At 30.7% G+C, this 14,704-nt stretch carries 14 protein-coding genes; 13 read left to right on the top strand and 1 reads right to left on the bottom strand.

All coding sequences use genetic code 11. From position 1 onward, the window contains the following. Positions 1 to 91: 91 nt before the first annotated feature. The 12 genes from nfsA (at position 92) to ACLIJJ_RS22105 (ending at position 11,521) form a co-directional block, all read left to right on the top strand. Positions 92 to 832, top strand: coding sequence for an oxygen-insensitive NADPH nitroreductase (nfsA, locus tag ACLIJJ_RS22160; RefSeq protein ID WP_411411705.1), 741 nt, complete (start codon positions 92 to 94; stop codon positions 830 to 832). Positions 833 to 1,468: 636 nt separating this feature from the next. Beyond that, positions 1,469 to 2,032, top strand: coding sequence for a hypothetical protein (locus ACLIJJ_RS22155; RefSeq protein ID WP_411411704.1), 564 nt, complete (start codon positions 1,469 to 1,471; stop codon positions 2,030 to 2,032). A 422-nt stretch (positions 2,033 to 2,454) separates the two neighbouring features. Further along, positions 2,455 to 2,907 carry a replication initiation and membrane attachment family protein gene (locus ACLIJJ_RS22150; protein ID WP_411411703.1) on the top strand — a complete coding sequence of 151 codons (453 nt, stop codon included), beginning with the start codon at positions 2,455 to 2,457 and terminating at the stop codon, positions 2,905 to 2,907. A gap of 170 nt (positions 2,908 to 3,077) precedes the next feature. Beyond that, complete coding sequence (locus ACLIJJ_RS22145; protein ID WP_411411702.1) at positions 3,078 to 3,902, top strand: SMI1/KNR4 family protein; 825 nt, start codon at positions 3,078 to 3,080, stop codon at positions 3,900 to 3,902. Between the two features lie 522 nt (positions 3,903 to 4,424). After that, complete coding sequence (locus ACLIJJ_RS22140; protein WP_411411701.1) at positions 4,425 to 5,126, top strand: response regulator; 702 nt, start codon at positions 4,425 to 4,427, stop codon at positions 5,124 to 5,126. Beyond that, positions 5,123 to 5,929, top strand: coding sequence for a sensor histidine kinase (locus ACLIJJ_RS22135; RefSeq protein ID WP_411411700.1), 807 nt, complete (start codon positions 5,123 to 5,125; stop codon positions 5,927 to 5,929). Before ACLIJJ_RS22140 ends, ACLIJJ_RS22135 begins: the two co-directional genes overlap by 4 nt. Further along, positions 5,911 to 6,093, top strand: coding sequence for an ATP-binding protein (locus ACLIJJ_RS22130; protein WP_411411755.1), 183 nt, complete (start codon positions 5,911 to 5,913; stop codon positions 6,091 to 6,093). Before ACLIJJ_RS22135 ends, ACLIJJ_RS22130 begins: the two co-directional genes overlap by 19 nt. 158 nt (positions 6,094 to 6,251) lie before the next feature. After that, a complete protein-coding gene (locus tag ACLIJJ_RS22125; RefSeq protein WP_411411699.1) occupies positions 6,252 to 7,025 on the top strand; it encodes an ABC transporter ATP-binding protein in 774 nt (257 codons plus the stop codon). Then, positions 7,000 to 8,883, top strand: coding sequence for an FtsX-like permease family protein (locus ACLIJJ_RS22120; protein WP_411411698.1), 1,884 nt, complete (start codon positions 7,000 to 7,002; stop codon positions 8,881 to 8,883). The genes ACLIJJ_RS22125 and ACLIJJ_RS22120 overlap by 26 nt, the downstream gene beginning before the upstream one ends. Positions 8,884 to 9,075: 192 nt before the next feature. Then, on the top strand, positions 9,076 to 9,393 hold the full coding sequence (locus tag ACLIJJ_RS22115) for a hypothetical protein (RefSeq protein ID WP_411411697.1): 318 nt from the start codon (positions 9,076 to 9,078) through the stop codon (positions 9,391 to 9,393). A gap of 82 nt (positions 9,394 to 9,475) precedes the next feature. After that, entirely contained in the window at positions 9,476 to 9,979 is a 504-nt protein-coding gene (locus ACLIJJ_RS22110) for a hypothetical protein (RefSeq protein WP_411411696.1), read from the top strand. Between the two features lie 357 nt (positions 9,980 to 10,336). Continuing rightward, entirely contained in the window at positions 10,337 to 11,521 is a 1,185-nt protein-coding gene (locus ACLIJJ_RS22105; protein WP_411411695.1) for a Ger(x)C family spore germination protein, read from the top strand. Between the two features lie 1,104 nt (positions 11,522 to 12,625). Here the strand turns inward: ACLIJJ_RS22105 and ACLIJJ_RS22100 are convergent. Continuing rightward, a complete protein-coding gene (locus ACLIJJ_RS22100; RefSeq protein ID WP_411411694.1) occupies positions 12,626 to 14,251 on the bottom strand; it encodes a MutS-related protein in 1,626 nt (541 codons plus the stop codon). Between the two features lie 165 nt (positions 14,252 to 14,416). Between ACLIJJ_RS22100 and ACLIJJ_RS22095 the strand changes: the two genes are divergently transcribed. Next, a complete protein-coding gene (locus tag ACLIJJ_RS22095; protein WP_411411693.1) occupies positions 14,417 to 14,608 on the top strand; it encodes a hypothetical protein in 192 nt (63 codons plus the stop codon). Positions 14,609 to 14,704 lie beyond the last annotated feature (96 nt).

Raw genomic sequence — 14,704 nt, 5'->3', positions numbered from 1 at the left:
TTTGCCACTTTTTTTGTCATATTTTTGTACTGATTGTTCAAAAAGTAAGTGAAACTGCAAAAAATTCCAGAATTAAAGGAGAACTAAAAAAATGAACCAAACTATTGAAACAATCCTAAACCATGTGTCTGTTCGTTCTTTTACTGAGCAAGCTTTAACGGAGGAGCAAATTAGACAATTAGTTACTGCTGCACAAGCAGCATCATCTGCAAGCTTTCAGCAAGCATATTCCATAATCGGTGTAACGGATCCAGAACTTAAACAAAAGATAGCAGAACATGCTGGAAATCAACCTTTTATATCAGAAGGTGGACATTTTTTCGTATTTTGTGCGGATGTAAATCGTCATAAACAAATGGCAGAAGAACTAGATATGGATATTTCAGAGACAATCGAGGGAATAGATGCTGCCTTGGTAGGGGCTATAGATGCTACTTTAGCAGCTCAAAACTTGGTTATTGCTGCAGAATCTATGGGGTTAGGTGTTTGTTATATTGGTGGAGTTAGAGACGGAATCATAAAAATATCGGAGTTACTTGATATTCCTGAGTATGTCTTCCCCGTCTTTGGGCTTGTCGTTGGCTACCCAAATGAACGAAATGATACAAAACCGAGGATTCCATTTGAAGGCATTTATCATACAAATCGTTATAACAGCGATACTAAAAAGATATTAAAACAGTATGATGAAACGACTAAATTGTACTATGCAAATCGTTCAGAAAGTAAATCAAATCGTACATGGTCTAAAACAGCAATTGGAAGCTTTGCTCGTCATCCAAGATCTTTTATGAAAGATTTCCTAAATAGGAAAGGATGGGCAAAACGTTAATGCTTTATTTATGGTGATAAATTCCTTTTTAATAGAAGCAGTTGCCTATGGCAGCTGCTTTTTTATGTTATTAAAAGGGCAACATTCCTGTAATAAATGGATAGAACCCTTCTTGTGTCACAAACGTGGCAGCATTCCTGTAATAAATGAAAACATAGCTTATGGAAGAAACAGGGCAGTTTAGCTGAAAAAGAAATTCTGTTTTATAGCTAAAAGTAGACGATCTGAGTAGAATGGTCAAATAAAATTATACTAAAGGGAAAATTTATATTATACTTATTGTTTTGGTATATAATGGATATGTAAAAGAACTATAATTTGGAGGTTTTATGTTTTTAGTTTCTAAGTCCATGGATATACTTGTGGAAAGCCAGTAATCATACTGAAACTCTTATAAAAAAATTAAAGGGGAATACAAAAATAAAATTTTTCCCCTGAAATTGATGTATTAGATTTTGTAGTTTTTATGAACCAAACCTCATTTGACATTAGGATGTTTCTATGGATTGGGAAAATAATGAAGTATAAAATATAAACGAGGAAAATTAAATAAATCTACTCCGGTTGATGCTAAATATACTTATGAAGAGTATTCTAAAAGAAAGTTAAAAAACTCTGAATTGGAGATAAAACTAAATGCTAAAAAGAACTTTTTCATTAAGCCTTATTCTAATTATCTTAGGTTTAACACTAGTCGGTTGTGATAAGACTACATCAGAGGGTATTAGAAACAATCAACAAGAAGAAGTTTCATCATCAGAAACTAACAAAAATATTTCTGCAGACGATCTTACTGGTGATAATATTGCATGGGAACCATTAAAAATTGAAAAAAGAAATAATGGGTTGAATTTTAAAATAAATATAGGCATAAGAGATAGCTATATTGAGAAGTTATCGAAGATGAATAGTACATGGTATGTAACAATCTCTGAAAAATCTTCAAAATTAGTCGATATACTTGACCCTAAAAGTCCGCCAATACCTGTTAGTATAAATCTAGATTCACCTTCAAAAAAGGATGTTAATAAAAGTTTTTATTCCATAAACCTTAATAGTGGGTTAGTTGAAAACTTATCTGATGATCAACTTAATCAAGCATTAGAACCAGCAAATTATAAACTAGATATACTAAATGAAAAACAAGAAGTTGTTGCTAAATTTTTTGATATTAATAAGGCATGGTCTTTTAATAATTAATATTAATTTTTGCATAGTAAAAAGCGCCCTCAAATTGAGTGGGGCTTTTTATTTTGCGATTACATTTATTAACAGACATTTCTAATGTGTTGTAACATACTAAGGATTAATGGAGATATTGAATAAAAACATAACTTAAAACTGAATTTTATTTATGGCTTAACCTTTCTTTATGTAAAAACCTGGACAGCATAAGAACTTAAGTAATAGTTTGTGAATAGTTACTATTAAATAATAGAGGGCTTTGATTCAATAAGGATTTATACCCTGTTGTTAAAGTCTTATGGAACTATAATGGCAGCATTCCTGTAATATATGAAAAACTAGCTTATGGGAGAAACAGGGCAGTTTTGTTGAAGAAGAGGATTCTTATATCGTTTATAGAATATAAAATTTTATATCACTAAATAAAGGAGAAAAGGATGGATAATAAAAAGGCAACAACTAAAAAAGGTATAGGCAAAATTATAGATGAAGGTTTAACAGAAGAAGAGATATTTAAAGAATTACATGGAATGACTCTTAAGGAGATTAAAGCAAGAGAAGAAAAAGAATTTAAAGCTAAAACTGGAATGACTTACGATGAGTGGTATGTAAATGAAGTGAAAATGACTACACCTATTGAAATGCTTAAAGATTCCAATGGTACTATTAAAGAAGAGGATTTAAATTTGATCAAGGACTTGGAAGCATTAGGACTAAATAATGAAGTAATAATCGTTTTACTACAGTATGTTATGGCGTTTAGTAAAATTGGATTGTTGCATCCGATTGTTAAAGAAATGGGGGAAAGGTGGAAAGAAAATAATATATTAACTGTAGAACAGGCAATAAAATTTGTAAGTGAAGTACAGATACAGGAAAAAGAAAAATAAATGAGTTTCTCCTAAAGGGATGATATTTAAATAATAAAGCTAATAAAAAATTGAAATTATCGTAGGTGTTGATCCAAAAAGGATTAATGCTTTTTTATAAATACCTCAGGCACTAACAGGGCAGCATTCCTGTAATAAAATTAAATAAAAAAGTATTGGTAGGGATTTAATTGGAATTTTGGAATTATAATTTAAGAGACGACCCATATAAATTACAAATCATTAATAAAAAAGATATCGAACTAGCTGAAAAGGCTTTCAATATTAAATTACCTCAGGCTTACATTGATCTACTGAAGGAACAAAATGGCGGCTGTTTAGAAAAAAATCGTTTACCGGTAAATTTTAAAAATGATTGGGCAGAAGACCATATACTTTTTGATTATTTATTAGGAATTAAGAAAGAAAAAGGTATCATGGAATCAAATTATTTACTCGAAGAGTGGGGAGTTAAAGAGAAAAATCTTATTCTAATCAGTGGAGATGGTCATTACTTTGTAGCCCTTGATTATAGAACTAATGAAGAGAACCCAACAGTCGTGTACATAGATACGACAGAAGATAAGATAACTAAAATCTATGAAGATTTTTCATCAATGGTGAATAATTTATACGAAGAAGATGAAGAGAATCCGGAAGACGCAGAAGAATGGGAAGAATTAAGAAAACACCTACAAGATTCTAAAAGAAGATCCATTGAACTAATGGAAAGTGTGGATACTGATGAAATAGTAGAAGGTATTCATATGCACTTTGATGCAAATGCAGGTTTTATACAAGAGAATGATATATTTATAGAAAAACTTATAAAATTTATCCAGCATTCTAATGAGGATATACGCTTAGCTGCTGCTGAATGTTTATGGCGTTCCATAAGTAGTGGTAATATAAAAGACAACAAATTAATTAATTTAGTAATGGATATATTCAAAAATGAAAACCATTCAGATATTAAGTATTTTTATAATGATATAATAGAAAACCAGGCAAAATAAAGGAATCAGCTGCTATTTGGTGGCTGATTTTTTATGTATTGTGTAACTAAAAAAAAAGAACTAAAAAGGGGAGTTTGTGAATAAATGTACTTAAACAAACGGGGGCTTTAGCAAAAGGATGGAATTTAAAATAATTTTACGCATTCATATGAATTAATAAAATTTGAAATAAATTCAACTAAGGGATTTCTTTAAAATACTGCATGCTCAAACCTAACAAATGTAATCTAAAGAGTGCAATAAGTAATAGATAATGATGAAGAAGGTTCTATTGAAAAATTAAACTCTTTTATTTAATAGATTCCCATTACATCTAAAGGGTCTTAATAGGTTATTATAGTGGAGAAGGTATTAAATGTGATGAATAGATATCTTTTTACTATTACTATAATAAATGAATCAAGAGAAGATTTATACCTTGTGTTGGTTAGGAATATTTGTACGCAAACTGAAATAACCGTTTAATTTAATAGATAAGGTAATTACTTTTCGGCAAATAATGAACCTGATAGGAGGGGTAGAATGAAGAAAATCATGATTATAGAAGATAATAATGACTTGCGGTCACTTTTAGCTCAACATATAGAGAAATTTGGATTTAAAACAATAAAATTAGAACAGTTTGATAGTATATTAGAAAGATTTATTAAAGAAGAACCTGAATTAGTTTTATTGGATATTAATTTACCTACCTTTGATGGTTATTATTGGTGTAGGCAGATCCGTAAATATTCTACCTGTCCCATCATTTTTATTTCTGCACGGGAAGGTACAATGGATCAAATAATGGCTTTAGAAAATGGCGGAGACGACTATATCACAAAGCCCTTTTCCTATGATTTGGTTATTGCAAAAATCAATAGCCACTTGCGTCGTGTGTATGGAGAATATGCTCAAAGTGCTGGTGAACGAACCATAAGCTTTCATGGTCTAGCTTTTTTACCAGAAAGAATGGAGCTTCGTTTTAAGTCTCATTCCGTTGAGATATCTAAAAAGGAGGCACTCCTATTCGAAGTATTGCTAGAAAGAGGAGAAAAGATAACTAGTCGTGATCGATTAATGGACAAGATGTGGAATACAGATATTTATGTAGATGAAAATACGTTAAATGTATATATCACACGAGTGAGAAAACGACTTTCTGAGTTTGGTATTAATCATGCAATTGAAACAGTTCGTGGATCAGGCTATAGACTAAGATGTACTTGGGAGGAAATAGAATGAAATTATTTCTTCGTTCTCATCTACCTTTACTCCTTGTTACATTGTTACAAGGAGTTTTTATATTTTTTTATTATTGGTTTTTAGGATTTCAAGACAAGGCTCACTTATTGTATGTTTTTATGATACAGATTCTCTCAATCGTTTTTTATCTTCTATATAGGTGGGTACAGGATGTCCGAGTTTATCGATGGCTAAAAGAAGATCAAAGTAATGTACTTAATGTTCCATATTTAGGAAAAGGTGAATTATCTGAAGCCCTTTATGAAAGACATAATAAAATTACACAAGCTTATAATAACCAGATTCAACATGTTCAAGCAGATTTAGAGGAGAGAGTTACTTTTATCAATCAATGGGTCCATCAAATGAAAACTCCATTATCCGTTATCCACCTAATGATTCAAGATAATGATGAAGAGTTATTTCAAAGTATTCGAAAAGAAGTATACCGTTTAGAGGATGGTTTAAAAACAGTACTATATTCATCAAGACTATCCATGTTTGAAAAGGACTATACTATTGAAACAATCCTACTTCAAGACTTTTTAAATGAGATAATTATAGATAATAAACGCTTATTTATTCAAAATAAAATAGTCCCTAAAAAGCAAATCCCAGATAATAATTTATATGTGGTTACGGATAAGAAGTGGCTACATTTCGCTATAGGTCAAATTATCTCAAATGCAGTAAAATATTCAACTAATAAAAGTGATACCATTCACTTTCTGGTGGGAAAACAAGACGAAAATATTATTTTAGAGATAAGAGACTTTGGCATTGAATTCCTTCTGAAGATATAAAGAGGGTTTTCAATCCTTACTTCACTGGGGTAAATGGCCGATTATATCATGAGTCAACAGGAATGGGGTTATATTTAGTACAAGAAATTATGAGCAAGCTACAACATGAGATTAAACTTCATTCCGAAGTGGGAAAAGGAACATCATTCAAGATATATTTTTAAAGTCTTACTACAGGTAGGACTTTTTTTATTTGGATATAAGTGTACTTTCTTTGCTTTCTTACAAAAATGTAAGGTTAATTTAAGATATCTCTATTTCTGAAAATACATATTATTATTAGAATAAATACATAAATAAACAATAGAGGAGACACCTTCTAATGACAACTGTTTTACAAGTAAATAATATTAACAAAGTTTATAATGGAAAATCTAATTTTCAGGCATTAACAAATGTTTCATTTAGTGTGGATAATGGGGAATTCATTGGGATTATGGGACCATCGGGTTCAGGTAAAACAACTTTATTAAATTTAGTCTCTACGATTGACCGTCCAACATCTGGAGAAATCCTAATTAACGGTGAAATACCACATAATTTAAAGAAAGATAAACTAGCAAGATTCCGGCGAAAAGAACTAGGATTTGTATTTCAAGACTTTAATTTACTTGATACATTAACTATTGAAGAAAATATCATGTTACCTTTAACTTTGGAAAGAACTGATTCAAAGGAAATAAACAGAAGAATAGGAAATATATCAAAAAAGCTTGGGATTGATAACATATTGAATAAACGTACGTATGAAGTGTCTGGTGGACAAAAGCAACGTGCCGCAATGGCGAGGGCTATTATTCATCAACCTTCTTTGCTGCTGGCTGACGAGCCAACTGGGAATTTAGATTCTAAGTCATCAAAAGATGTAATGCAGACGATGCAGACCATAAATAAAAAAGAAAAAACAACGATGTTAATGGTAACACATGATTCCTATGCAGCTAGTTTTTGTCATCGTGTAATCTTTATCAAAGACGGAAAACTGTATAACGAAATTTATAGAGGCGATAATCAAAAATTATTCTTTCAACAAATTCTGGATGTCCTATCCATGTTAGGAGGAGATTCAAATGACTTTTCCGCAGTTCGCTTATAAAAACATTACTCGTAACTTACGATCATACCTAGCTTTTTATTTAAGTAGTTCATTTGCTGTAATGATTTTCTTCATGTTTGCAATGTTTATTTTTCATCCTGCATTAGAGAAAGGGTATATGAATAGCATTGCAAAAAAAGGGATGGTATTTGCGGAGTGGGTCATTTTTGGATTCTCTATATTTTTCATCCTTTATTCAGCAAGTGCTTTTTTAAAGACAAGAAAGAAGGAATTTGGAATTCTATCCATACAGGGAGGATCTCCTAAACAACTTCGTTTGCTTATTACATGTGAGAACATTTTCATTGGAATGGTTTCTATTCTGACTGGAATTCTCGGTGGAACGGTCCTAGCAAAAATGTTTTTTACGGCTGGAACATATATAGTCGAGATGGAGGCCCTGCCGCTATACCTTCCATGGAAGGCATTTGTTTTAACGTTTGGAGTATTTTTACTTCTGTTTACTTTCATTTCACAGTTTACATTGTTTATAATTCGTTCCGAAAACACGATTTCCTTATTGAAAGGGACAGAAAAACCCAAAAAAGAGCTAAAGCCTTCCTTGATACTATCACTTTTAGGCGTTTTATTTTTGGGAACAGGATATGGAATGGCGTTGATAGCAAAGACTGATATGATGACTGGTGCGATTATTCTTATTTTGACTGTAATAGGTACTTACTTGTTTTATAGTCAATTGAGTGTTTGGATCCTAAAGCTACTTAAAAGGAATAAGAAGTTTTACAGAAAGGGAACAAACCTACTTTGGATTTCGGATTTAATGTACCACGTTAGAGACAACGCGCGTTTATTCTTTATCGTTAGTATTGTTTCCGCTGTAGCTTTTACCTCTACAGGAACTTTAGCTACTATGAAATCAATAATTCCTAAACAAGTGTCTCCTTTTGAAATGGAACTAATATCTTATCCAACGAATAAGGATGAAAAAAATCAGCTGGATTTTATTCAGAATCAATTTAATGAAAAGAGTATTAACTACTCACAGCAAAAAGTAGAAGGCATAGATATCTATCAGTATGAAAATATTCAAAAAGAAACGTTTTATCGTTTGTTAGTGATTTCTCAAAAAGATGCATCTTCATTTTTTCCAGGATTTGAAAAAGTAAATCTTGAAAAAGGAGAAGGGATTTACTATGGTTCTTATGCAGGAAATCAAGAGCAGTTTCAGCGTAATAAATCTAGCATAAAATTACTTGATCAAAATATGAGCATTGTATTACAGTCCATTGAAAGACCTATTTCTTCTCTTGCTCAAATTCTAGTTATTAATGAGGAAAGCTATGATCATTTGAAACAAAGTAGCGACACACTATCCATTTATGGATTCCAGATTCCAAATTGGAAAGACACGCTAGATATGAGCCAAGCAATAGATAGTTATATAGTAGGGGAAACATATAACCCAAATGCTGAGTATACCTCAAGGGCTATTGATTATTATGCAAATGTCCAAATACCGAGCTTAAGTTTATTCATTGGATTATTTATTGCTATAATATTTGTTCTTGCAGCAGGAAGCTTTTTATATTTTAGATTATATACGGACTTGTACGAGGATAGAAAAAAATATAAATCACTAGCAAAAATAGGGCTTAGTGAAAAAGAAATGGTAAGAAACGCAAGTCTTCAAATAGGTATTCTCTTTTTCTTGCCATTTTTACTTGCTGTTATAGACACAGCATTTGCACTACATGTACTACAAAGAGAAGGTGGATTTCCTAAGATTTTACATAATGGTGTTATTACAATATTAGGATTTTTTGGGTTACAGCTACTATACTTTCTTGCTATTCGTTCTAGTTACATTAAAAATTTAAAGGAATATGTATATCGATAAAAAAATCCTCAACTTATTTTTTAAATAATAGATTATTAATCTATATGTATTATGTGCTTTAACTAGTGCGTACGGTACATTCAGTAATTACTTGTTAATCTCTTGCCTGAGAGCCTTTATTTATTAATATTAATTAGTTTATTTTGAGTATAATATATAAGAAATATTTTAATAAAGAAATGGGGATAAATAATGAATATAAATCTACTTACCTTTATTTCGTCAATTCAAAATCAAAACAATAATGGAACAGTAATGATGAAAAAATTTGACTCGGATTTCCGTCCTGTGAGAGGGGATATTATAGAAGATCCTGGTTTTCAACCGGAATTTCATAATGGATATGAGGTAGTTAAAGTAACAATTAATTATGAATTGAATGAATGCTTGGTCTCATTACAACCACTTGTATCAAACAGGGAAGAAATAAAAATTGAGAACTATATACAAAATCTTAAGAAGCATGGTTGGAGAGTTGTTTCAAAGGAAGAAATGTTGTATGGACTGTAAAAGACTAATAATAAACTAAGGTAATGGTTTCACTTTAATATTAACTTAGCAGCATCAGTTCCTTACTAAGGGGAGAAATTAAATGAAAAAATGGATCTTTTATGCTGTCGTACTCTTTGGAAATATCCTTCTGTATCAGTTGTCAAATTTTCGTCCTGGTACAGAATGGATATATGCTTTATTAGTTTTAATTTTATTTGCAACTTCTATTAAAGGTTGGAAAAAATCTACTTCGAGTGGATTGGGACTAATCGTTCTAATTGCCTTTAGCTTATTTATGATTAACTCTATTTTATATTTGCTAATGCCAGCAATCTTTACAATTCTTTTTAGTTTTTTGTTGGGTCTAGTACTGATTCCATTTTATTCTAATCACCGAGAGGTAATAATAATAGCATGGTGGATGGTTATATCAAATATACTTGTTACTCTAGCATTACCAAATGAGCTGGTTCTCTGGTTTACTTTAGTAACAGCGGGAATTGGAGTCCTAATAGGATATCGTATTAGGTCCAGGCTTTTTATGGTATTTTTTACTGCTTGTTTTATCTTTTCAGCATGTTTTTTGTTTCTTATTTATATCTGAAAATGTCTTAATTCTTCTCCTACTAAATGTAATTTGCTGCTATTTATACGATGGAGGTCCCAGTATATACAAAATAAATGCTTGTGGCTAACCTTTTATAGATTGCTTTTAAGATTAAAGTTGTATTATCCAAACTGGTATCTGAGCTACTTATCAGTGTTAAATCTTTAAACTATGTTTTCTAGCTTTTATTTTCAAATCCATGTTTCGTTGAATAATTAAAAATAAATACTACTGAAGAGGGAAAATCAACTTAATTTTTATATCTTAAGGTATAAATTGTTCAAATAAGGATATTTTTTTCATTGATACACAACATAATAAATGATTAATTATTGGTCTTGAGGAGTTTAAATTATGAAGTGGTCAAAATATATAATTCTTATTTGTCTAGGTACCTTATTAACAGGATGTTGGGACAGAAGGGAACTGGCGAAAACCTCCATTGTAACAGGGATGGCTGTAGATAAAGGGGAATCATTCAAATATAAATTAACAATTGAAACTACGGAAGCAAGAGAAATGAATGTCAAAACAGCGACAGGTTTTGCCCCTTCAAGTGTTGCTTCGTTGGAGGGTAACACAATTGGAGAACTGGTAGCAAAATTTAATATCATAAATGCTACTATCCCTATCTATTCTCATATGAGGGTATTGGCTATTAGTGAAGAAGTGGTTAAAGTAGGCATGTTAGAATTTATGGACTTTTTTGATCGTAATAGACAGATAAGAGATGATTTTGCCATTGTAATCGCAAAAGGTGGAAGTGCTGGCGATGTGTTAAAGGTAACAAATATGTATAGAAAGAGTGCTGCTTTGAAATTATTTACCCAATTAACTACTATGCAAAAGGACTGGGGTGGGACTCCCGATGTAAAATTAAATGATTTTACTCGCATCTATAATTCCGAGGGCCAAGCTCCTGTACTTCCTGCTGTAAAGGTAGTGGGAGATCCTAAAAAAGGAGGAAGTGTTGAAAACCTGAAAAGTGAAGTACCTGAAAGTGAAGTAGATGTAACTTCTTTGGGGGTTATCAAGAATAATAAGCTAGCAGGATATGCATCACTTTTTGAGGTTCGAGACATGCTTTTTGTACAAGGAAAGATAAAGACTACAACATTGACTGCAAAATGTGAAGGTGAAAAAAAGTTTGGATATCGTATTACTCATTCAAAAACTAAAATTACTGCTAAAGAGAAAAATGGAATTCCTCACTTTTATATAAAAATTAAAACAGAAGGTTCTTTAGATGGGACAGACTGTTTCCGGAATATAGGGGAACCCTATTCCTTTGAAAAATATGAAGAAAGTATTAACAATAAAATGGAAAAAGAGATAGGTACCTTTGTTAAAAAAACAAAAGAGGAATATAATGCAGATATTTTTGGATTAGGAGATATATTAAGAGAGCAGGATTATCAACATTTTAAGAAATATAAAGATACTTGGGATGATGGATATGCTAAATCGAAAGTACATATTTCTTTCAATTCAGAAATTAAAAGAAGTGGTTTAAGAAAAGACCGCTTAATTATGAAGTAAATTGAAAATAGATAAATAAATAATCCTTTATTTATCCACTAAATGTCTGAAATAATAGCTAAATCGTTAGAATGGACGTCAATTTTCTAAATAAAACTGTATCAAGTAGAAAAAGGGTGTCTTAATGAGTATAAATATACCTTATCCCTAACGAAGGTAGCGATAAAATTGTTAAGTAAACAATTCATTTTGGTTAATATGTCTTTTTAGCCAAATGGTTAATTTACTACTCCAGATTCCTATACTAGCCGTATTCTAATAACAAATATCCAGAACGGTCAAATTCATTAAATAAAAATGCTACCGAAGGGGATTGCCTATAAAAAGCAAAAAGTCTAAATAGTAGAGTAGAAAAGCACGAAGGAAACGGGAAAAATTAAATAGTTTATGTTCCTTCTTTTATCTTAAGTCGGAATTAAACCAAGGACTAGGATAGGAAGGAATCTGGCTTATAATAACTTCCCCTCCTGTGGGACTGCAAATATCAGTAACTCTTTTATATTCCTGTTATGTTTATGGAGTGTTAGAATTCTATTCTTATAATTGTTATTCATATTAATTTTATTTCAAGCATCTTTTAAAATGGTTGTCGCGCTCTTAAAAAAGAAAGATTACCGAGAATCTCTTTTAATATAGAAATTTATTCACAATATTACGCACTTCTATTTTGCAATACACACTTAATTAACCTCAAAGGAAGATACTATGAATTGTACTCATCCTCCGAGTCAGAAAAAGAAAATTTACAGCTAATTAGTAACTAAAAGAATATGAATTATATTTATAATGATACTAATTTATCATGTAAATCTCTAACCAGGCAGTGGGAGTGGGAAGAATGACTGTAGGATATTAAAGTACTTAATTTTTATATTAGCTATCAAGCCGGGCAAATAATTTGTTCCATAATAATAAAGCATGTTTTGAATAAATCTCAAAACATGCTTTTAATATTTTATAAATGTATCGCCTAAGAAGAAAATATTTCTAAGATGACAATGCTACAGGATTACATACTTTTCATAATGGGCAAATTTTGCGAATACCTCGATTTGATTTCATTCTGACTTCATATATGTAGAGGGAGATACCTTTCTTTCTCCATTATAGCTTGCTTAAAAGCTCCTTGGAATTAATTAGTGCCTCTTTATATACTCTTTCAGGGAAATTTGTTATCCTCAGTAATTCAATTGCATTTTTTGTCTTAGACGGACCTACTTTAATTGAATAATCAAAGATTATTTCGTCATTAATTATATGCTCTCTAAAATGGAAATTGGTATATTTTGTTGATAACTTGTCGGTAAGTTCTAAATCATGGGTTGCTGCCATAATCCTTGTTTCGTTATAATCACTTAAATAATTTAAAACAGACTCTGCAGCGGCAACTCTTTCAACTGTATTTGTACCTTTAAAAATTTCATCTACAAATAGATACATCAATGTATCTTTACTATCATTTCGTATATCAAATATTCTCTTTAATGCTGATATTTCACTTAAGAAATAACTTTGTCCTTTTTCAATATCATCGGACATTGCCATTGAAGAATAGACCAAACCTCTGGTTAAGGTAATTTCTTTACTGGTACTCGTATTTAATGCCTGTGACAAGATAATGTTAAGGGCAATTGTTTTAATAAAAGTAGACTTACCTGAAGCGTTTGAACCGGTAAGGAGAATATCTTTATTAAATTGAAAGTCATTTCCAACTGGATCGCTTAACAAGGGATGATATCCATCCTGAATGATTAAGGAACCATTATTAGAGTATTTTGGTAAGCTGTAGAAAGGAAGTGTTTTTCTCCATAATCCTACGGAATAGCAACAGTCAATTTCACCGGTTTTTCTCCATGCGACTTCATAAATATCTTTATTAGTGCTTAAAATCTTTATTATGTAATGGAATACAAAATAGTCAATTAAAAAGATAGATTTAACTAATGTAAATAGTTGAAGCACCAAATTACTTGCTGTGGGATCATCTTTTAATAATAACACACTAATATAAGGGGCTCTCTTTAACTTATTCGTTCGCTTTAAAAAATCTGTATCATTATTTAATTTTGCTAGTTTCCTGGATGTAAGAATAATATTCAAACAATAGAATACACTATCAAATTCTTCTTCATTTTTTCCACGAGTAATATAAAACAGGAATGAATTAATTAATACACTAATAAAAGTAACTATTAATCCAATAGGAAGTGAAAAAAACATTAATATAACTCCTATAATTGGAAGAACACTAAGTAGAAAATATATTTTATTAACTTTATAGTTAGGTTTTTCAAAAATGTATTTTGAAGAATTCGCATGTGTTGATTTTCCTAATGCGGATAAAATCAATGACAACTTAATCCTATATTGTCTATCTTCAGTAATTTTTTTTATTAATTCTTCATCGAACCAATATTCCTCATGTGCTCTTTTTAATCTGTAGAACAATAATTCCTCCCCAACAGATGTAAAAGTAAAATTAATTTTTTTAAATATTTTATTCATATTTAAATCATTCCAGGTGATTTCATCCACACAATAACTATCATTGGAGCTAACTTTTGAATTTTCATAAAAATATTTAAAGGTTTCATGATAATTTGGCATAACATCTAATATAGAATTTCTATCCCATAATGTTAAAACTAGTTTTCTTCTTTTATAGGAATAATACGTGTTAACTAAAATAGTTACTCCTGTAACAGCAATCAATAAATAAAGATAAAACATAAAATCCTCCTAATCTTTCATATAGACTCTATTATTATAATAACAGAAAGGACTTAATTCTTCCAAAAATGTTTTTTTTTACAATTTTTTTGTATAAATTTGCAATTTATTGTTGAAATTTCCAAATTGAAGGTATATACTGGTAATTGTTAGGAGGTGTTACATATGAATAGAGAATTGATTGAAAAATTACGTAATCCTGAATTGCGTGACGGCTCATTTAGCCACCCATCTGGTGATGCTATGGTTAATTTTAATATTAACGAAGTCGATATTAATGCTGAAACATGGCAAACTGTTATTTATAGCTCTACTACTTGTGCCGAACTTATTGCGGCTACTATCGTTTTCACTTAATTTAAACCAGGAGGTAGGCCCCTTTTTATCTATTAGAATCTCTATCTGATATAAAAGGGAGCCTTCTCTTTTTTATTTAATAAATTTTTTGAGAAA

Origin of the sequence: Niallia laureatilytica, assembly GCF_046613985.1 — a bacterium.
Classification (GTDB): Bacteria; Bacillota; Bacilli; order Bacillales; family Cytobacillaceae; genus Niallia.
Note: the sequence above shows the minus strand (reverse complement) of the source record. Positions and strands in the feature narration are given on the sequence as shown.